Origin of the sequence: Paracoccus sp. M683, from assembly GCF_007096355.1 — a bacterium.
In the GTDB taxonomy this organism is placed as follows: Bacteria; Pseudomonadota; Alphaproteobacteria; order Rhodobacterales; family Rhodobacteraceae; genus Paracoccus.
The window spans coordinates 24,772-43,336 of sequence record NZ_VKDF01000001.1; the positions used below are offsets into that span (position 1 = coordinate 24,772).

At 64.0% G+C, this 18,565-nt stretch carries 16 protein-coding genes; 3 read left to right on the top strand and 13 right to left on the bottom strand.

Annotation, left to right across the window (positions count from 1 at the left end):
• Window positions 1-48: 48 nt before the first annotated feature.
• From acnA to FNJ84_RS00160, 8 genes are all read right to left on the bottom strand, one after another.
• Window positions 49-2,652 (bottom strand): aconitate hydratase AcnA, encoded by a 2,604-nt coding sequence (gene acnA / locus FNJ84_RS00125; protein WP_143790892.1) that lies wholly within the window; start codon window positions 2,650-2,652, stop codon window positions 49-51.
• Window positions 2,653-2,659: 7 nt separating this feature from the next.
• Window positions 2,660-3,301 (bottom strand): 3-oxo-tetronate 4-phosphate decarboxylase, encoded by a 642-nt coding sequence (otnC, locus tag FNJ84_RS00130; RefSeq protein WP_143790893.1) that lies wholly within the window; start codon window positions 3,299-3,301, stop codon window positions 2,660-2,662.
• A complete protein-coding gene (gene otnK, locus FNJ84_RS00135; protein WP_143790894.1) occupies window positions 3,298-4,590 on the bottom strand; it encodes a 3-oxo-tetronate kinase in 1,293 nt (430 codons plus the stop codon). Before otnK ends, otnC begins: the two co-directional genes overlap by 4 nt.
• Window positions 4,584-5,276 (bottom strand): aspartate/glutamate racemase family protein, encoded by a 693-nt coding sequence (locus FNJ84_RS00140; RefSeq protein ID WP_143790895.1) that lies wholly within the window; start codon window positions 5,274-5,276, stop codon window positions 4,584-4,586. Before FNJ84_RS00140 ends, otnK begins: the two co-directional genes overlap by 7 nt.
• A 39-nt stretch (window positions 5,277-5,315) precedes the next feature.
• Window positions 5,316-6,389 carry an isocitrate/isopropylmalate dehydrogenase family protein gene (locus FNJ84_RS00145; protein ID WP_143790896.1) on the bottom strand — a complete coding sequence of 358 codons (1,074 nt, stop codon included), beginning with the start codon at window positions 6,387-6,389 and terminating at the stop codon, window positions 5,316-5,318.
• Between the two features lie 107 nt (window positions 6,390-6,496).
• The gene (locus tag FNJ84_RS00150) at window positions 6,497-8,041 is read right to left on the bottom strand and encodes a tripartite tricarboxylate transporter permease (protein WP_143790897.1); all 1,545 of its coding nucleotides are present in this window, start codon (window positions 8,039-8,041) and stop codon (window positions 6,497-6,499) included.
• 10 nt (window positions 8,042-8,051) lie between these two features.
• Window positions 8,052-8,483, bottom strand: coding sequence for a tripartite tricarboxylate transporter TctB family protein (locus FNJ84_RS00155; protein WP_143790898.1), 432 nt, complete (start codon window positions 8,481-8,483; stop codon window positions 8,052-8,054).
• A gap of 61 nt (window positions 8,484-8,544) precedes the next feature.
• Window positions 8,545-9,534: a tripartite tricarboxylate transporter substrate binding protein gene (locus tag FNJ84_RS00160; protein WP_143790899.1), complete on the bottom strand. Its 990-nt coding sequence runs from the start codon at window positions 9,532-9,534 to the stop codon at window positions 8,545-8,547.
• 337 nt (window positions 9,535-9,871) lie between these two features.
• On the opposite strand from FNJ84_RS00160, the gene FNJ84_RS00165 reads away from it, so the two are divergent.
• From FNJ84_RS00165 to FNJ84_RS00175, 3 genes are all read left to right on the top strand, one after another.
• Window positions 9,872-10,795: a GntR family transcriptional regulator gene (locus FNJ84_RS00165; protein WP_143790900.1), complete on the top strand. Its 924-nt coding sequence runs from the start codon at window positions 9,872-9,874 to the stop codon at window positions 10,793-10,795.
• 310 nt (window positions 10,796-11,105) lie between these two features.
• Window positions 11,106-12,167, top strand: coding sequence for an Ldh family oxidoreductase (locus FNJ84_RS00170; RefSeq protein ID WP_143790901.1), 1,062 nt, complete (start codon window positions 11,106-11,108; stop codon window positions 12,165-12,167).
• 139 nt (window positions 12,168-12,306) lie between these two features.
• Window positions 12,307-13,182 carry a sugar phosphate isomerase/epimerase gene (locus tag FNJ84_RS00175; RefSeq protein WP_143790902.1) on the top strand — a complete coding sequence of 292 codons (876 nt, stop codon included), beginning with the start codon at window positions 12,307-12,309 and terminating at the stop codon, window positions 13,180-13,182.
• Between the two features lie 138 nt (window positions 13,183-13,320).
• Here the strand turns inward: FNJ84_RS00175 and FNJ84_RS00180 are convergent, their stop codons facing one another.
• The 5 genes from FNJ84_RS00180 to FNJ84_RS00200 form a co-directional block, all read right to left on the bottom strand.
• Complete coding sequence (locus tag FNJ84_RS00180) at window positions 13,321-14,079, bottom strand: DUF1080 domain-containing protein (protein ID WP_143790903.1); 759 nt, start codon at window positions 14,077-14,079, stop codon at window positions 13,321-13,323.
• Window positions 14,080-14,142: 63 nt separating this feature from the next.
• Complete coding sequence (locus tag FNJ84_RS00185) at window positions 14,143-14,787, bottom strand: gluconate 2-dehydrogenase subunit 3 family protein (RefSeq protein ID WP_143790904.1); 645 nt, start codon at window positions 14,785-14,787, stop codon at window positions 14,143-14,145.
• Complete coding sequence (locus FNJ84_RS00190) at window positions 14,787-16,475, bottom strand: GMC oxidoreductase (RefSeq protein ID WP_143790905.1); 1,689 nt, start codon at window positions 16,473-16,475, stop codon at window positions 14,787-14,789. Before FNJ84_RS00190 ends, FNJ84_RS00185 begins: the two co-directional genes overlap by 1 nt.
• Before the next feature lie 34 nt (window positions 16,476-16,509).
• A complete protein-coding gene (locus FNJ84_RS00195) occupies window positions 16,510-17,424 on the bottom strand; it encodes a hydroxypyruvate isomerase family protein (protein ID WP_143790906.1) in 915 nt (304 codons plus the stop codon).
• Between the two features lie 177 nt (window positions 17,425-17,601).
• Window positions 17,602-18,537 (bottom strand): ABC transporter substrate-binding protein, encoded by a 936-nt coding sequence (locus FNJ84_RS00200; RefSeq protein WP_143790907.1) that lies wholly within the window; start codon window positions 18,535-18,537, stop codon window positions 17,602-17,604.
• Window positions 18,538-18,565: the final 28 nt, after the last annotated feature.

Below are 18,565 nucleotides of genomic sequence, written 5' to 3' on the forward strand. Positions count from 1 at the left end.
AGCGCGACGCCCCGCCCCTTCCGGCGGGGCGTTTTCGTTTCATCGCCGTCAACGCTTCGTTTGCGCCAGCATGCGGCGCAGGATTGATGACAGCACACCACCCGCGCGCAGCAGATCGACCTCTTGCCCGGTCTCGACGGCGGCGCGGCACTGGATCATATGCGCGTCCCCCCCTGATCGCGACCAGCGCACAGGCACAGCCATGCCGGGTGACAGCGCCGCATCTGGCAGGTCGATCCCGAACCGATCAGATGGCTTGATACCGGCACCGGCGGGCTGCATCTCATCTGTGATCTGCAAGGGCAGCACGCCCATGCCGATCAGATTGGTGCGGTGAATACGCTCAAAACTGCGGGCGATCACCGCGCGGCATCCCAGCAGGGCCGCGCCCTTCGCGGCCCAGTCCCGGCTGGACCCCATGCCATAGCGTTCACCCGCAAGGATCACGACCGGCACCCCTCGACCTGCCAGCAGATCGGCGGCCAGATAGGCCGGCATCCGGGCACCATCATCAAGCAGCGTCCAGGCCGCTGGCAGGTCCAGCGCCAGATGGTTCCGCGCCAGCCTGTTGGTGAACAACCCGCGCAGCATCACCTGCCAATTGCCACGATAGGCGGCATAGACGTTCAGGTCATTCGGGTCACCGCCACGTTCGACCAGCCATTTCCCGGCCTCGCTGTCAGGGCTGATCCACCCCGCAGGCGAGATATGGTCGGTCGTCATGTCGTCGCCCAGAACCATAAGCGGCGCGGCCTGATACCGGCCAAGCCGCGATGTCTTGGACAAGGCCGCGAATTTCGGCCGGCGCAGGTTGCGCGATGCCGGATCCCAGGGGAAACGCGGCGAGACCGGGCTGTCGATCGCGTCCCAATCCGGGTTTCCAGCCGCCCTTGCAAAGGCCGCAGGCACGTCACCGGCACGAAAACCCGCCTGCATGGCGGCCTCGATTTCGGCGTCGTCAGGCCAGATATCGGCCAGTCGCACGGGCCTGCCATCGCGCCCCGGCCCAAGCGGATCGTTCAGGATGTCGCCATCGACCCTGCCCTTGATGGCATAGGCGATGACCAGCGGCGGCGAGGCCAGATAGCCAAGGTCCAGCTTCGGATGCACCCTACCGGGAAAATTGCGATTGCCCGACAGCACGGCACAGATCGCGCGGCCCTGTTCCAGCGCCCCCTCGATCACCGCAGGCAAGGGGCCGGAATTGCCGATGCAGGTGGTGCAGCCGAAACCGACAATGTCAAAGCCAAGCGCCGACAGGTCGCCCAGCAGCCCCGCCCGCGCCAGATAATCCCGCGCCGAGGGCGAGCCCGGCGCCAGCGAGGTCTTGACCCAGCCCGGCACCGACAATCCGCGCGCCCGCGCCTTTCGCGCCAGCAGCCCCGCCGCGATCAGCAATCTTGGGTCAGAGGTGTTGGTGCAGCTGGTGATCGCCGCGATCCCTACCGCGCCATCGGGCACCGCGCCCGCCGCATCGGGATCGGGATCGGGATCGGTCAGCTTGCGGCCAATGGCCTGCTCGATCCCGCTGCGCGCCTGTGCCGGGGCGATGCGGTCCTGCGGGCGGCGCGGCCCGGCAATTGTGGGCGACAGGGATGACAGGTCGATCACCAGCACCCGGTCAAAATGCGGTGCCTGAACGGGGTCGAACCACAGGCCCATGGCGCGAAACACCGGCCCGATCGCATCGGTCAACCGCTTTGGCCGCGCCGTCTGTTCCAGATAATCGACCGTCCGCTGATCCACCGCGAAAAACCCGGTCGAGGCGCCATATTCCGGCGCCATATTCGCGATAACCGCGCGCGCACCTGCGGACAGCGTCGACACGCCCGGCCCGAAAAACTCGACAAAGCTGCCCGCCACCCCGATCTGGCGCAGGCGATGCGTGATTTCCAAGGCCAGATCGGTCGACAGCACGCCCCCCGGCAAAGCGCCATCCAGCCGCACACCAACGACCTCGGGCATGGCCAGCGCCGTGGCCTGCCCGAACATCACGCTTTCGGCCTCTAGCCCGCCGATGCCCCAGCCAAGCACGCCGATGCCGTTGATCATCGGCGTATGGCTGTCCGTCCCCAGCAGCATATCGGGATGAGCCCGACCATCCGCGCCGATGTCCAGAACGCTTGCCAGCTGTTCCAGATTGATCGTGTGCATGATGCCGGTGCCGGGCGGGTTGACATGCACCCCCGCCATATTGGCCGAGGCCCATTTCATGAAGGCATAGCGTTCGCGGTTTCGGGCAATCTCGCGCGCGGCATTCTGGCGGCTGGCGGTCGGCTCGGCCCGGATATCGACGGCCAGCGAATGATCGACCGACACCTCGACCGGCAATTGCGGTGTCAGCGCGCGAGGATCGCCCCCCGCCTCGGCCAGCGCATCGCGCAACCCGGCGATATCGGCCAGCGCCGGGGTGCAGGTCGTGTCATGCATCAGGATGCGGTTGGGGCGAAAGCTGAACTCGAACCCCGTGGGCCGTCGCTGAAGCCAGGCATCCAGCGCCTGCAACAGCGGGCCGGTCTGTCCGGTTTCGCGCAGGTGATTTTCCGCCAGCAGGCGCAGCACATAAGGCAGGCGCGGCAGCCGGTCGCCCAGCACGCCGCGCAGATCGGTATGGCGAAGGCGCCGCCCGTCGATGAAGGTTTCCGCCTGCATCGGAACCTCAGGCGGGGCCAAAGCTGGCCGTCAGGTCTGCGACCTGCGCTGGCGTCAGCAAACGCAGCTTCTGGCCGCGCAGCGCAACCAGCAGGCGGGCGGTTTCCTCCAACTCCTCTGCGGCGGCAACGGCGGAAAACAGGTCCGTGCCGCTGACCACCGGCCCGTGATTGGCCAGAAGCACGGCGGCGTGACGTCCCTGAAGCGCGCGGACCAGGTCGCCCATTACCGGATCGCCGGGTTTGGCATAAGGCACCAGCCTGACCCGCCCCACCCGCATGACCACATAGGGGGTCAAGGGCGGAATGCAGTCGTCGGGGTCGGTATCGGCAAGGCAGGACAGGGCAGTGGCCCATGTCGAATGCAGATGCACGACCGCGCCCGCCTGTGGCCGGGTATCGTAAAAGGCCTGATGCAGAAACACCTCTTTCGTGGGTTTGTCCCCCGCGAGATGCCGGCCATTGGCGTCCAGCCGGGCGATACGGTCGGGGTCCAGATCGCCAAGGCCCACATTCGTCGGGCTGACCAGAAAGCCATCGTCCAGCCGGACCGAGACATTGCCCGCCGTGCCCACCGAAAACCCGCGCTGAAACAGCGACCTGCACAGATCCGCCATCTGCAACCGCGCCTGACGTTCCTGATCGGTCATGACCGTCTTTCCATCATGCGCAGGGCCTTGGCAAAGAAATCCTCGGCGCCAAAATTGCCCGATTTCAACGCCAGAAGCACCGGCGCGCCATCTGCCTGGCCCAGGCCCAGGATCGGCACGCCGGGGTCGATTTCCGGGCCTATCCGCATATCCCGCGCGCCCAATGTCGCTGTCACCGCCTGCGCCACCGCGCCCGAGGTCTCGCCCCCCGCCACGACGATCCGACGATAGCCGCGCGCGACCAGATCCCGCGCTGTCTGGGCAAACAGCGCGTCCAGCCGGTCCGCCACCTGTTCGCGGCCAAAGCGCCGCTGCATGGCGCCCACCTGATCGGGCGTTCCAGAGGAATAGACCAGCGGCGCCCGCCCGGAATGACCTTCCACGAACGCCACCAGATCAGCGGCGGTAACGCGGCCTTCCATTACCGCGGGCACGTCGATCGCAAGGGTCGGGTGGCCGGCGGCATGGGCCCGAACCTGCCCGCGCGTCGCCCCCGAACAAGAGCCCGCAAGAATGACCGCCGGTCCATCCGCCGGGGCAAAGTCCTGCACCCCGCCTTGCGCTCTGCCCGCCCTGATGAAGTTGCGCGGCAAGCCAAGCGCGATGCCCGAGCCCCCGGTCAACAGTGAAACGCCGTCCAGCGCCGCACCGATTTCCAGCAGATCGGCATCGGATATCGCATCCACAACGGCAAAGCCCTGCCCCTGCGCCGCGATCCCGTCCAGCGCCGCCCGGATAACACTGGCACCGGCCGTCACCTGCGACAGCGGCACCAGCCCGATGCCCGCATCGCTTTGCCGGCCAAGCACGCGCCGCAGGTCGGGATCAGTCATCGGCGTCAGCGGGTGATCCTGCATCCCGCTTTCGTTCAGCAGCCGGTCAAAGACGAACAGATGCCCCTGATAGACGGTGCGCCCCGCCCCCGGAAAGGCCGGGCAGACCACGACCGCGCGCGCATCCATGGCCCGCGCCAGTGCCTCGGCCACAGGGCCGATATTGCCCTGATCGGTGGAATCGAAGGTCGAGCAATATTTGAATACGATCTGTTCGCAGCCCTGCACCAACAGCCAATCCAGCGCAGCCAGGGACATGGCCACGGCCCGATCCGCCGGGACCGAGCGGCTTTTCAGCGAAATCACCGCCGCCTCGACCGACGGATCCGCCGATCCCTGCGGCACACCGGGATATTGCGCCGTTCGCAACCCGCCTTCAGGGGCAACGCCTTTGGCCAGCGTATTGGCGATATCGCTGCCGCCGGTGAAATCATCCGCAATGACGCCGATCAGCATGAGGCAGCACCCTTTCCAACGGCGCCCGCGCCCAGCAGGCCACGCAGCTTCGCAATCGCAGATTCCGGGCTGGTCAGAACCGGCAGCGCAGTGGCGCCGCCAACCTCGACCGCCGCCCGAGCCATCGAGAAATGCGCAAGCATGATGGCATCAAAACCGGCAAGCCCCGCCGCAGCCTCGGCAATCAGCAGGTCATGGCGCGCGCCATCGCCCGACTTCAGCGCGTCCAGGGCACCAGGCACGAAGATCGGCGTGATCCGCGCATCCGCGCCGATCCTTGCCGCCTCGTCGTGAAATTCCTGCTTCAAACCATCAGCGGCGGGGGGAAAGGTATACAGCATGGCCGTTCGCCCGCCCAAGGCAATGGCGGCCTGAAACATCGCTTCGTTCGGCTTCAGCACCGGGATCGGGGCAAGCCGCGCGGCGGCCTCGATGCCGGTGCCGAAGGCCGAACAGGTGAACAGGATCGCGGCCGGGTCCAGATCCCGCGCATAGTCGGCCAGCCGCAGGATCCGTGCGTCAAGCTGGGCCTGCGATGCCCGCCCGGCTGCCAGATCGCCCGACAGCGCCTCTTCCAGGATCGAGAAGATCTGCGCCTGCGGCCAATGCGCGGCAAAGGCCGCCTCGATGGGCTGGATCGCCACGCGCGTGGCATGGATCAGTGCGATGCGTGGGGTGCTGGTCATGGGGCGAACCTTTCGCTGGTGAAGCAGGGGACGGCAGGCTTAGCCCACCGCGACGGCCTCGGCGACGAAGCTGCCGAACTGGTCGGTATTGACCTGACCGCCCAGATCGCGCGTGCGGCGGGTCGGATCATCGACCACCTTGTCGACCGCCCGGTCTATTGCCGCGCCCGCATCCTGAAGCTTCTGGATACCGCGCTGTTCGCCCAGCCAGGACAGCATCATCGCCGCCGACAGGATCAGCGAGGTCGGGTTGGCCACGTTCTGCCCCTGAATATCGGGGGCCGAGCCATGCTGCGCCTGCGCGCAGCACAGCCCCGTTTCGGCATTGGCGTTTATCGAACCCGCCAGCCCCAAAGACCCTGACAGTTCCGAGGCCAGATCGGACAGGATATCGCCATAGAAATTCGTCGCAACCACCACGTCATAGGTTTCGGGCTTGCGCACCAGCAGCGCGGCAAAGGCGTCGACGATCAGTTCTTCGGTCTGCACCTCGGGAAAATCGGCGGCGACGGCGCGGAAGCATTCCAGAAACAGCCCATCCGTCATCAGGAAGGAATTGGCCTTGTGGATCGCCGCCACTTTCTTGTTGCGCTTCATCGCCAGCGTGAACGCCTGACGGCAGATCCGCATCGAACTGTGGCGGGTGATCTTGCGAACCGACAGCGCCATATCGGGATCGGGCATCATCTCGCCCACGCCCTTGAACATGTTGCGGTCGGGATAGAACCCCTCGGTCGCCTCGCGCATGATGACCAGATCCATGCCGGGCGCCTTGTTCGGGATGGATGGGCGCGACCGCGCGGGGCGGACATTGGCGTAAAGATCCAGCCCCACCCGGAACCCGCCCGAGACATTGCGCCCGCCCTCGGCCACCGGCGGATAGTCCATATGCGACTGCGTGCCCAGGATGATGCCGTCGAACTCGGTCCGAGCGCGGTCAAGAACGTCCTGCCGCAGGGTGGTGCCGTATTTCTTCAGCGAGGTGAAGCCGACCTCTTCTTCCTGAAAGGTCAGGCCCAGGTCGTATTTCCGGTTGGCGGCCGCGACGACTTTCAGCGTCTCGGTCATGATTTCCGGGCCGATGCCGTCGCAAGGCAGGGTCATGATGCGCATTCGATTTTCCTTCTGTGATGGGGTGCGGGCGGGACAGTCCTGCCCATCGTTGCCGGGATGCCCACGCGCCCCGAATGGCGGGGCCGGGCGTTGTCTGTAAGATGCCGTCAGTCGCCATCCGACACGGCTTCATGCGGGCGCTGCGCCTCGATCCCCGATTTGATCCGACGACCCAGGATGATCGGCAGGACAAAGCCGGTGATCGCGACGATCCACAGCCCGATGGCCAGCGGGCTGGCAAACAGCGCCGTCCAGTCGCCATCCGAAATCGTCATCGCGCGGCGCAGGTTCACCTCCATCTGGTTGCCCAGCAGGATGCCAAGGATAACCGGCACCAGCGGCACGTCCAGCTTGCGCAGCACCCAGCCCAGCAGACCGAAACCCACCATCAGCGTCAGGTCGAAGGTCGACCCCGAGATGCCATAGATCCCCACGAAGGAAATCATCGCCACCACGGGCATCAGGATCCGCGTCGGCACCAGAAGCACGCGGGTAAACAGGCCCACCATGGGGATATTCAGCGCCAGCAACATGAAGTTGCCGATGAACAGCGCGGCGATCAGCCCCCAGACGACGTCGGGATTGTTGGTGAACAGAAGCGGGCCGGGCGTGATGTTCAGCGACAAGAGAACCGCCAGCAAGACCGCCGTGGTCCCCGATCCTGGCACCCCAAGCGCCAGCATCGGGACCAGCGCGCCACCGGATGCGGCATTGTTGCCGACCTCGGGTGCCACGACACCGCGCGGATCGCCCTTGCCGAAGGTCTTGCCGTCGCGGTCGACGATCTGCTTTTCCAGCGAATAGGACAGGAATGACCCAAGCGAGGCCCCGGCGCCGGGCAACACGCCCGCGATAAAGCCGATGACGGTCGAGCGTCCCATGGTCGGCACACAGCGTTTCAGCGTGGCCATATCCGGCATGAGCGAGCCGATCTGCATGGCCCCGGCCTTGCCCGCCGCGCCGCCGCGGTGATGTTCCAGAAAGATGAACACCTCGCTTAACGCGAACAGGCCGACAATGGCGATCAGAAAGTCGATACCGTCGAACAGATGCATCTCGCCAAAGGTGAACCGCTGAACGCCGGTCTGGGTATCGACGCCGATCATGGCAATCGCCAGCCCAAGCGCCGCGGCAAAGGCGGATTTGGCCTGATTGGTCGAGGAAATGCCGCCAAGCGTGGCAAAGGCCAGGGTGAACAGCACGAAATACTCGGCCGGGCCGAACAGCAGCGCGACCTTGACCAACTGCGGCGCCAGCAGCACCAGCCCCCATGTGGCGAAGAACGCGCCGACAAAGGATGCGATACCCGAAAGCGACAGCGCCTCGCCCGCCTTGCCCTGCTGGGCCATGGGATAGCCGTCAAGACAGGTCATCATCGCCGGTTCATCGCCGGGAATGTTCAGCAGGATCGAACTGATCCGTCCGCCATACATGGCCCCATAATACACCGAGGTCAGCAGGATCAGCGATGGGGTCGGGCCAAGCCCAAGCGAGAAAGCGATAGGGATCAGGATGGCGACGCCATTGGCCGGCCCAAGCCCCGGCAACGCGCCCATCAACGTGCCCAGAAAACAGCCCAGCAGCGCCAGAAACAGGTTCTGAACCGTGAAGGCAACGATGAAGCCATCCGCAAGAGATGCAAGAGTTTCCATGATTCCCTCCTCAGAAACCGAACGGCCCCTTGGCCAGCGACAAACCCAGGATCAGGTGAAAGACGACGTAAATGCCAACCGACGTGGCGATCCCGGTGATCAGCGAGGCGACGGGACGGGTGCCAAGCCGCCAGGTCAGATAGGCCGTCGCAAGGATGGTAGCGAACACGAAACCCAGTTCGGGCAGCAGCATGCCATACAGCATCATCACCAGGGCGGCCAAAGCGATCTCGGCCAGACTTCCGGTCGTGGGCCATTCCGGTTCGGGGTCGGGCCGCATCAGAAACACGACCGAGCAGATCGCCAGGATGACCCCGATGATGATCGGAAAGGTCTTTGGGCCGATGGCGTCGGCCATGAAGCTTTCAGGGATGATGGTCGCGGCCCAGATATAGAACGCGGCCACCACCAGCCCGATACCGCCGAAGATGCGATCACTCATCATTTCCTCCCGTGGGTAAGACCGAGGCTGCCCCGTCCGGGGGCAGCCGACTGGCATCGGATCACTGGATGATGCCGATTTCCTTCGAGATTTCGGTGATCTGCTGGATGTTCTCGGCGACGAACTTGTCGGCATCCTCGCCGAAATTGTTGAACGGCTCGATGGCAGCGTCGATCAGGTATTGCTGAAACTCGGCCGATTCCGCCATCTGGCGGATCGCATCGGACCAGAAGGCCTTTGCCTCATCCGAGGCGTTCTTGGGCATATACAGCCCGCGCCAGTTCGCGCCCAGAACGTCGTATCCCTGCTCTTTCGCCGTTGGAAGGTCGTCAAAGCCGGTCAGACGCTCTGGTGCCAGAACGGCGATCACGCGAATATCGCCCGATTCGACAAAGCCGCGAATTTCCGAGAAATCACCGGACACCGCCTGCACCGCGCCCGACAGCAGCGCGGTCATCGCCTCGCCCCCGCCCGAGAAGGCGACATATTTGACCTTGCGCACATCCTCGACCCCCGCGGCCTTGCCCAGCAGCAGCGGCTTGATGTGGTCATAGCCGCCAACGGCCGAGCCACCGGCAAAGGCGACTGACGAGGGGTTTGCGACAACCGCATCCATCAGCGATTTCAGATCGGTATATTCGGAATCGGCATCGACGGCGATTGCGCCATATTCGGCGCCAAAGGTCGCCAGCCAGTCCACATCATCGGGCGTCGAACCCGGAAAGGCGCCCTGCGCCAACCGCGATGTCGTGCCGTTCGAGGCGGCAACGATCAGATTGTCATCGTCAGCGCGGTCCTTGGCGACATAGGCATAGGCCACCCCGCCACCCGCGCCCGTCATGTTCGACACCTGCATCGTGCTGGTGATCAGCCCCTGTTCCTGAAGAAATTTCCCCGTGGTCCGGCAGATGAAATCCCACCCGCCCCCCGGCGCCGAAGGGGCGATGCATTCCGGGTTCTCGGGCTTGAAATCCTCGGCCGCAGCCGCCGCCGGCACGAGACCGGCAATGGCAAGGCCCGCCACGGCCGCAAAGTTGGTTCTGATCCGCATGTCTGTTCCTCCCACAGATTCCGGCGATGCTGCCGGGGTTGTGCCTTTATTGGTCTTATCGACATAAAAAGCCAATAAAAAATTTCATCGCATGCGGCTGAAAGCGTCGGACACGCGGCGGCAGGGTGCTATTTCTCTGTTGTTTCATCGAATTACGGACGTGACCTCGGCTAGGAATATTCGGCTGGCGCGGCGCAGCCGGCCATCGGGCCGCGCTTGAACTGGTTGGCTTTTGAAAAGATCATGGATCGGATGATTCGCGCCTAGGCGACCTGCTGGCCGCCGCCGCCGTGGGTGGCCTCGCGCCAGGCAGAACAAGATTTGAGAGGGGATGACGATGGCTGGCAGCGAACTGGCGACGCGGATCTCGAACCGTCTGGCACAGGACATTCTGACCGGAACGATCGAACGCGGGGCGCGCGTCGGAACCCAGCAGATCGCAGATCGCTATCAGGTTTCCCGCACGCCCGTCAGGGATGCGCTGGCGCTGCTGGAACAGGCCGGGTTCCTTCAGCGCGAACCCAATCGCGGCTATTTCGTGATGGAACAGATCCCACAATCCGCCATCGACAGCGCCTCGGCCCAGGCAAGTGATGATCACGAGGAATATCAACGTCTTGCCGAAGACTGGCTGACCGATCAGCTATCCGAAAACGTCACCGAGCAAAGCCTGCGGCAACGCTATGGCATCACCAAGTCACGGCTGAACGACATTCTCGCGCGCGCCGCACGCGAAGGTTGGGCTGAGCGGAAAGAGGGTTACGGCTGGCGCCTGTTGCCGGTCGCAAAGACAGCCGAGGCTTTTGACCAGATCTATCGGTTTCGCATGACGATCGAACCTGCCGCGATGCTTGAACCGGGATTCGAGATCAACAGGAGGGCCCTCGATGAACAGCGCCGGATTCAGGAATCCATGCTGGATTGCGACATAGCGCGCATCCCGGCCGAACGTCTGCTGGCAAATGGCGCCGAGTTCCATGAGGAACTGATCAGGATGTCAGGAAACCCCTTTTATGTCAGCGCGCTAGAGCGCGTGAACCGAATGCGGCGACTGATGGAATATCGCGCCCGCGTCGACCGGCAGCGTGTCCTGGTGCAATCATCGCAGCATCTGGAAATCATCGCGCTGCTTGAACGCGGCGAGGTTGTCGAGGCCTCTTACTTCTTGCGCCGCCACCTGTCGGACGCGTTGCAGCGCAAACTGCCGATGGCATGGAGCTGGTCATCCGAGGTCAGGGCCGATCCGCCAACGCTGCGCTAAAAATGCAATCCTGCTGCGTTTATAGACAAAAATGACCAAATGACGCCTCATGCTGTCTGATCCGCCCAGATCGGCCAATCCGGCCAATCAGCAGGGACGGAACAAACGGCCTCGATATCAGGCACATGGCGCGGCCTTGGGACCGTCATTCTTCGTCAAACGCCAAAATTGGCTTTATTAATTCAAAAAACCTTGATTTCCGCTGCTGAAATGACAATCATCCGGCAGGCTGGGCCAGACCCGGCGGCGCGGCAGTTGGTCGCCGCCATGCCTGGCCTGCCGATCAACAGGATGCAGGGGACCACGGATCATGCCCGCCACAATACAGTTTGCCGCCAGTTCTCTTGTCGAATTTGCCAGCGCGGCCTTTGCCTCGGCCGGCCTGCCCCAGACAGATGCCCGCGTGGTGGCCTCGGATCTGGTCAGGGCCAACCTGCGGGGGCTGGACTCGCATGGCGTGTCACGCATGCCGATGTATCTGGAACGGCTTGATCGCGGGCTGGTCAATTCCCGGCCGCAGATGCAGGTCACCAAGGTCGCCGGTGCCGTGGCGCATGTGGACGCGGATAACGCCATGGGCTTCCTGCCCTCGCATCTGGCGATGGATACGGCGATGGACCTGGCGGCGGATGCCGGGATCGGGCTGGTCGGGGTATCACGATCCACCCATTTCGGGATGGGTGCGCTTTATGCGCTTCAGGCGATCGAGCGGAACTATATCTCGATGATCTTTACCAATTCCTCGCCCGCAATCGCGATGTGGGGCGGGCGTTCGGCCTTTCTGGGGGCCAGCCCCATTGCGGCCGGCATCCCCGGCGGAACATCGGCGCCCTTTGTCATGGACATGGCCATGACCGTGATCGCGCGGGGCAAGATCCGTCTGGCGGCGATGCGGGGCGAACCGATTGCCGAGGGGCTGGCGCTGGATGCCGACGGCCAGCCGACGACCGATGCCGCCAAGGCGTTCGAGGGCGTCTGCCTGCCCTTTGGTGGCGTCAAGGGTTCGGTTCTGGGCACGATGATGGATCTGCTTGCCGGTGCCTTCACCGGGGCGAATTTCGGCGGCGATGTAAAAAGCCTGTATTTCGATCACTCCGAGCCGCAAAATGTGGGGCATCTGTTCTTTGCAATCCGGCCCGATCTGTTCATGGCCCTGACCGATTTTCAGGCCCGCATGGACGAGTTCAATCGCCGCATCAAATCCCTGCCCCGCGCCGCCGGCGTGGACGAGGTGCTGATGCCCGGCGAACCCGAAGTCCGCACCGAAGCCCTGCGCCGCGCCCAAGGCATCCCGTTGACCGATAATGTCGTCGCCGATCTGGACGCGCTGGCCCGCGATCGCGGCCTTGCGCCGGCGCGTCCGATGACATGAAGGACGACCAATCCCAATCGGCAGATTTCAGCGCATATGCCGAACCTATCCCCGCATGTAATCCTTTTCATCGCAGATGAAATCCTTTACATTGACGTTGCGTCCCCGGAGGAGGCGATGCATCAACGAGGAGATTCGGATGACATTTTCCACGCTGCCCCTGCGCGGGCTTCTGGCCGGCGCATCGCTGCTGGCGGTCTTGACCACGACCGCTCCTGCCTTTGCCCAGGACCGCAACACGGGCGAGCTGCCCATCGCGGTCCAGATGTTCACGCTGCGCGATTATGGCACGCTTGACGAACAGCTGGCCGCCGTTCAGGCCGCCGGCATCACGGCAGTCGAAACCGTGGGCATGCAGAATACCGATGCCGAGACGCTGAAGTCGGCGCTGGATGCCCATGGCATCACCGCGATCTCGACCCATGCCCAGCTGGCTGACCTGCGCGACAATCTGGATGCGGTCCTGACCTTCAACAAGGCCATCGGCAACAGCGTCATCGTCGTGCCCTATCTGCAAGAGGAAGAACGCCCCCAGGACGCGGCGGGCTGGGTTGCGCTTGGCGAGGAACTGGCCGGGCTGAACGAACAGATCAAGGCGCAGGGCATGGTGCTGGCCTATCACAACCACGATTTCGAGATGGCCCAGTTCGACGGGCGCACCGCGCTGGAAATCATGCTCGAGGCCGCCGGCCCCGACGTCATGGCCCAGCTGGATCTGGCATGGGTTGCACGCGGCGGGCTGGACCCGGCGGAATATCTGGGCCGCTTTGACGACCGCGTCTTTGCCGTTCACGCCAAGGACAACGCCCCCCAGGGCGAGGCCGAGGACGAGCGCGGCTTCAAGGCGCTTGGTCAGGGCACGCTGGATTGGGCGACGATCCTGCCGGCCGCCGACGCTGCCGGCGCGGACTGGTATATCGTCGAGCATGATCAGCCGCTGGACGCCGCGGCTGTGGTCAAGACCGGCGGGGATTTTCTGACCGCGAACCTGCCTGCGGATGTGACGCGGCCCTGACAAGGGCGGCAACGGCCCGGCCCGGACCAAGGCGCATCGCGCCGCCGGGCGGGCGCTGGCGCTCGGCCCCTATATGTAAGCCGCATATGAAAACGGCCCCGGTTTGCACCGGGGCCGTTTCGCCATCCGATCCCGGTCTTACAGCGGCCGGACCCAGATATCGCGATAGCTGACATCGGCGTCATGGTCTTGCAGCCCGATGGGCGCGCAATCATGGGCCTTGTAGCTGGGATAGCCGATCCATTCAGTCGGCCCCTGAATCTGGGCGTTGTTCTGCACCACCACGCCATTTTGCAGCACCGTCACCGCAGCCGGACGGCGCAGGCTGCCATCCTCGGCAAAGATGGGCGCGGTGAAGATGATGTCATAAGTCTGCCACTCGCCCGGCGCGCGCGAGGCGTTCACCAGCGGCGGATGCTGCTTGTAGACAGAGCCCGCCTGTCCGTTCACATAGGTCGGGTTGTCGCTGCTATCCAGCACCTGCACCTCGTACAGGCCTTGCAGGAAGATACCACTATTGCCGCGATCCTGGCCGTCATGGCCCTGATCATTGGGGGGCGAGCGCCATTCGACATGCAACTGCACGTCGCAGAAGCCTTCCTTGGTGCGGATATCGCCCTTGCCGCGCGCCACCGACATGGCGCCATCGGCGACCAGCCATTCCGCCGCGCCGCCATTGACGGATTCCCAGGCATCCAGCCCCGAGCCGTCGAACAGCACCACGGCGTCCGAGGGCGGTGCGCCTTCGGGCGTGGCCACGCTGGCGGGAACGGGTTCCCAGATTTCGGTGACTTCGGATTTGGCCCGACGCTGTTCGGGGGTTTCCTCTTGCGCGACGGCGGGCGCGACAATGGCGCAGGTCGCCAGACCGGCGATCAGGAATTTGTTCAATGTCATGATGATGTCCTCGGATAAAGAAGGTGCGGCCCCAGTGGGGAGAACCGGGGCCGCGGGGGAAACTCAGGTGGCCCAGGCAGGCTCGCCGGCGTAAGGCAGATCGCCGATATATTCACCCGGCACCGCCTCGTATCGCAGCACCTGCGTCGCCCCGACTTCCGAGGTGAAAAAGCCCATCAGCGTCAATTGCTGGATCGGCGTGAACCAGTGCAGCGCCGGCAGCCCGGCCGCCGCAGCCGCGCGGTCCTCATCGCTGACCTGGCCCTCGGCCACGCGCTGCGCGATATCGACCCTCATCGCCGCCGTCGCCTCGCCCACGATCCTGGCCTGGGCCTGGGCCTCGACCGCGATGGGTTGCAGGAAGGCGCGGCGTTCGTCCGGGGTCAGGTCCAGAAAGGCCTTGCCCGTCTGCGCTTCGGCATTGGCTTTCAGCGTCTCGATCCCGGCGCGGAAGGCCTCTTGCTGGGGCGCGGTGTAGCAATCGCTGACAAAGACGGTCATGAACGCGCCCACAGCGGCATCCTTGGCGCCCGGCGTGTCGGTCGCCGGCAGAATCACCTCGGCCACCTCGTCCAGAAAGGCGGCGTCCTCGGGGGTGAACAGGTTCGGCCCCGTGGTGGTCGGGTCATAGGCAAAGGCGCGCTCGGCACCCACCATCGCCGCACCCGTAAAGGCGGCGATCATCGACAGAAGTTCGCGGCGGTTCATCACAACTCTCCGTTTTTCAGGGCGTTGACGGCGTGTTCCGCCGCGCGGGCGGTCAGCGCCATATAGGTCAGCGAGGGGTTCACGCAGGCCGACGATGTCATGCAGGCGCCGTCCGTCACATAGACGTTGGGCGCGTCCCAGACCTGATTATGCGCGTTCAGGACCGAGCTGGCCGGATCGGCGCCCATGCGGGCCGTGCCCATTTCGTGAATGCCCATGCCCGGCGCATATTCGCTCTGTGTGGGTTTCACATCGACGACGCCGGCGGCCTCGAACAGTTCCACCGCGTCCTGCTGCATGTCGCGGCGCATCTTCAGCTCGTTCTCGCGGATGTCGACATTGATCGACAGAACCGGCAGACCCCATTTGTCGGTCTTGCTGGGGTCCAGCGAGATGGTGTTGTCGTGATAGGGCAGCATCTCGCCAAAGCCGGTCATGCCAATGGTCCAGTCGCCCGGCACCGACAGCGCATTCTTCAGATCAGCGCCGATGTTCAGCTCGGCGATCTCGCGCCGCCAGCCCTGACGGCTGGCCGAGCCCTGATAGCCGAAGCCACGCAGATAGTCGCGCTTGTCCTCGCCGATATTGCGGAAGCGGGGGACATAGAAGCCCGCCGGACGACGGCCGAAGTAATACTTGTCGTCATAGCCCTCGACCCGGCCCTCGGCGCCAACACGGAAATGGTGGTCCATGACGTTATGGCCCAACTGCCCGGACGACGACCCCAAGCCCCCTTCCCAGACATCGGTGGCCGAGTTCATCAGCACCCAGGTCGAGTTGAAGGACGAGGCGTTCAGGAAGATGATATTGGCGGTGTATTCATAGGTCTGGTTGTTTTCGGCGTCGATGATCTCGACCCCTTTTGCGCGTTTGGTGTCCTTGTCATAGATCACCTGCCGCAAGATCGAGAACGGCCTGACCGTCAGATTGCCCGTGGCCATCGCCACCGGCAGCGTCGCCGATTGGGTGCTGAAATAGCCGCCATAGGGGCAGCCCAGCCAGCATTTGTTGCGATACTGGCAGTTCACCCGGTTCTGTTCGGGCTTGGGTTCGGTGATATTGGCGCAGCGCGAGTTGATCAGGTGCCGGGTGCCGCCAAAGGCCTGCTGAATGCGCGCCGCCACGTCCTTTTCGACGATGTTCAGCGGGATCGGCGGCAGGAACTGCCCGTCGGGCAGCTGCTCCAGCCCCTCATTCGAGCCAGAGATACCGGCAAAACGTTCGACATGATCATACCACGGTGCGATGTCGGCGTAACGGATCGGCCAGTCGATCGCGATGCCCTCGCGGGCATTCGCCTCGAAGTCGATATCCGAAAAGCGATAGCTTTGCCGCCCCCACAGCAACGACCGACCGCCCATCTGATAGGCGCGGAACCAGTCGAAACGCTTCTGTTCGACATAGGGGCTGTCCTGTTCATTGGCCCACATGCCAAAGGTCGCCTCGTTCAGCGGATAGTCGCGGCGCAGGACCGGATAGTTGTCCTTCATCTCGACGGTCGCCTGGCCCCGGTGGGGATAGTTCCAGGCTTCCTTGTCGGCATTCACATAATCGGTGAGATGTTCAATGTTGCGGCCGCGTTCCAGCATCAGAACCTTCAGCCCGCGCTCGGTCAGTTCCTTGGCGGCCCAACCGCCGCTGATGCCCGATCCGACGACGATCGCGTCGTAATGCATATTGTCTGCCATCTGGCTTTCCTCCTGAAAAATGGCTTGATGTCGGTCAGACGTCGCAGGTCAGCACGGCCTGACGAAGGGCCTGCGCAGCGGCGTCGGGGGCGGGGTCGCTTGGGATGAATTCCTGTGCGACATAGCCGGTAAAGCCGCTGTCGCGGACCGCCCGGCAAATGGCGGGATAGTTCAGTTCCTGGCTGTCATCCGGTTCATGGCGGCCCGGATTTCCGGCGACATGGTAATGGGCAAGCCATTGGTGATTCTCGGTGATCGTGCGGATCACGTCGCCTTCCATGATCTGCATGTGATAGATGTCATAAAGCAGCCGGAAATTCGGCGCGTTCAGCCTTTCGCACAACGCCACGCCCCATGCGCTGCGGTCGCACATGTAATCGGGGTGATCGACGCGGCTGTTCAGCAGCTCCATGACAAGGGTGACCCCCGCATCCTGCGCGGCTGGCAGGATCTGCGACAGGCCGGTGACGCAATTCTCCAGACCTTGCTGGTCGCTGATCGCGCCGCGATTGCCGCTGAAACAGATCAGGTTGGCATAGCCCGCATCGGCCACCAGCCGGATATGGTCGGTATAGCGGCGGATCAGTTCGGCATGGTTCGCCGGATCGGCCCAACCCGCCTCAAGGCTGATTTCCGCGCCGTTGCACATGGAACTGTCCAGCCCGTGTTCCTTCAGCACCGGCCAATCCGCCGGACCGCAAAGGTCGATGGCCTTCAGCCCCACCGATTTGCCCAGATTGCACAGCTCGGCCAGCGACAGGTCGCCAAAGCTCCACCGGGCGACGGAATGGTTGATATTGCCCTTCAACGCCTCGGGCGGGGCGGGTTCCTGCGCCACAGCCCATCCGGCACCCGCAAAACCCGCGCCCAATACGGCAAGGCCTGCCGCGCCCTTCGCCAGCGCCCGCCTGCCGGGATCTGCGGGCAAGTCTGTTCGATTTGACGACATGGTCAATTCTCCTCCTGCAACGGTGGTTTGGGATGGGATGACAGCCGGTCGACACTGCAAAGGCAGCGATCTCGCGACGAAGGTTACCGATTCCAGATCGGTGAGCGGCACCGCAACCAGCGGGCCGGAGGGGGGCGGCGCCACATCCGGCGCCGCCCCCGATCTTGGATCAGCCGATCAATAGGGGCTGTCTTCGAAATAGAAGTTCTCGGCGTTTTCCGGCGTGATCAGTTCCGAGGCCAGGATCAGATCGCCGCTGACCGGGGCCGCGCCCGTGATGCCAAGCGCGGTCATCTCGATCGCCGTCGAAATCATCGCCGGCGGGTAGGTCACGTTCACCGGCACAGTCGCGTCATTGTCGCGGATCCGGGCGACCATTTCCTTCATCCCGGCGCCGCCGACGACGATCATCTCGCCCGTGCGGCCGGCCTGGTCGATGGCCGCCAGCGCGCCAACCGCCATGTCATCATCTGCAGCCCAGACCGCGTCGATTTCCGGGAAGCGCGACAGATAATCCTGCATCAGGCCAAAGGCCGTGTCGCGGTTCCAGTTGCCGTGATCCATGGCCAGAACCTCGATATTCGAGCCTTCCAGCGCCGCTTCAAAGCCCGCCACACGCTCGTTGTCGACTTCCGAGGCAATGCCGCGCATCACCACGATCTTGGCGCCATCATCCAGCGCTTCGGCGAAATAGGTGCCTGCGGTGCGGCCGAAACTGTCATTGTCGCCCGCGACATACAGGTTCTCGATCCCGTCCTGTGCCAGACCGCGATCAACGACCGTGACCCAGACCCCGCCTTCCGACACACGCTGGATCGGCGCCGTCAGCGGCTCTGATTCAAAGGGCAGCACCACCAGCGCGTCGATGTTGCGGGTGGCCACCATGTCCTCGATATCCGAGACCTGCTGGCTGGGGCTGGACGTCGTGGTCAGCACGAAATCCAGATCGGGATTGGCTTCCTCCAGCCGTTCGATGGTGCGCTCGGCGTGGAAGTTCAGCGCGCCGGCCCAGCCATGCGTCGCGGCGGGGATCGAGACACCGATGGTCTCGGCCATCAAGGGCGATGCGAAAATGCCGGTCAGGGCGGTAGCAGCGATCAGGGTTTTCTTCATCTGGTTTCTCCTCCTTGGGATTGGTTGG

Bases quoted from the DNA above. Each gene is read 5' to 3' on its own strand.
- acnA (WP_143790892.1), bottom strand. From the start codon at position 2,652: ATGCAGGCGGAAACCTTCATCGACGGGCGGCGCCTTCGCCATACCGAT.
- otnC (WP_143790893.1), bottom strand. From the start codon at position 3,301: ATGACCGATCAGGAACGTCAGGCGCGGTTGCAGATGGCGGATCTGTGC.
- otnK (WP_143790894.1), bottom strand. From the start codon at position 4,590: ATGCTGATCGGCGTCATTGCGGATGATTTCACCGGCGGCAGCGATATC.
- FNJ84_RS00140 (WP_143790895.1), bottom strand. From the start codon at position 5,276: ATGACCAGCACCCCACGCATCGCACTGATCCATGCCACGCGCGTGGCG.
- FNJ84_RS00145 (WP_143790896.1), bottom strand. From the start codon at position 6,389: ATGCGCATCATGACCCTGCCTTGCGACGGCATCGGCCCGGAAATCATG.
- FNJ84_RS00150 (WP_143790897.1), bottom strand. From the start codon at position 8,041: ATGGAAACTCTTGCATCTCTTGCGGATGGCTTCATCGTTGCCTTCACG.
- FNJ84_RS00155 (WP_143790898.1), bottom strand. From the start codon at position 8,483: ATGAGTGATCGCATCTTCGGCGGTATCGGGCTGGTGGTGGCCGCGTTC.
- FNJ84_RS00160 (WP_143790899.1), bottom strand. From the start codon at position 9,534: ATGCGGATCAGAACCAACTTTGCGGCCGTGGCGGGCCTTGCCATTGCC.
- FNJ84_RS00165 (WP_143790900.1), top strand. From the start codon at position 9,872: ATGGCTGGCAGCGAACTGGCGACGCGGATCTCGAACCGTCTGGCACAG.
- FNJ84_RS00170 (WP_143790901.1), top strand. From the start codon at position 11,106: ATGCCCGCCACAATACAGTTTGCCGCCAGTTCTCTTGTCGAATTTGCC.
- FNJ84_RS00175 (WP_143790902.1), top strand. From the start codon at position 12,307: ATGACATTTTCCACGCTGCCCCTGCGCGGGCTTCTGGCCGGCGCATCG.
- FNJ84_RS00180 (WP_143790903.1), bottom strand. From the start codon at position 14,079: ATGACATTGAACAAATTCCTGATCGCCGGTCTGGCGACCTGCGCCATT.
- FNJ84_RS00185 (WP_143790904.1), bottom strand. From the start codon at position 14,787: ATGAACCGCCGCGAACTTCTGTCGATGATCGCCGCCTTTACGGGTGCG.
- FNJ84_RS00190 (WP_143790905.1), bottom strand. From the start codon at position 16,475: ATGGCAGACAATATGCATTACGACGCGATCGTCGTCGGATCGGGCATC.
- FNJ84_RS00195 (WP_143790906.1), bottom strand. From the start codon at position 17,424: ATGTCGTCAAATCGAACAGACTTGCCCGCAGATCCCGGCAGGCGGGCG.
- FNJ84_RS00200 (WP_143790907.1), bottom strand. From the start codon at position 18,537: ATGAAGAAAACCCTGATCGCTGCTACCGCCCTGACCGGCATTTTCGCA.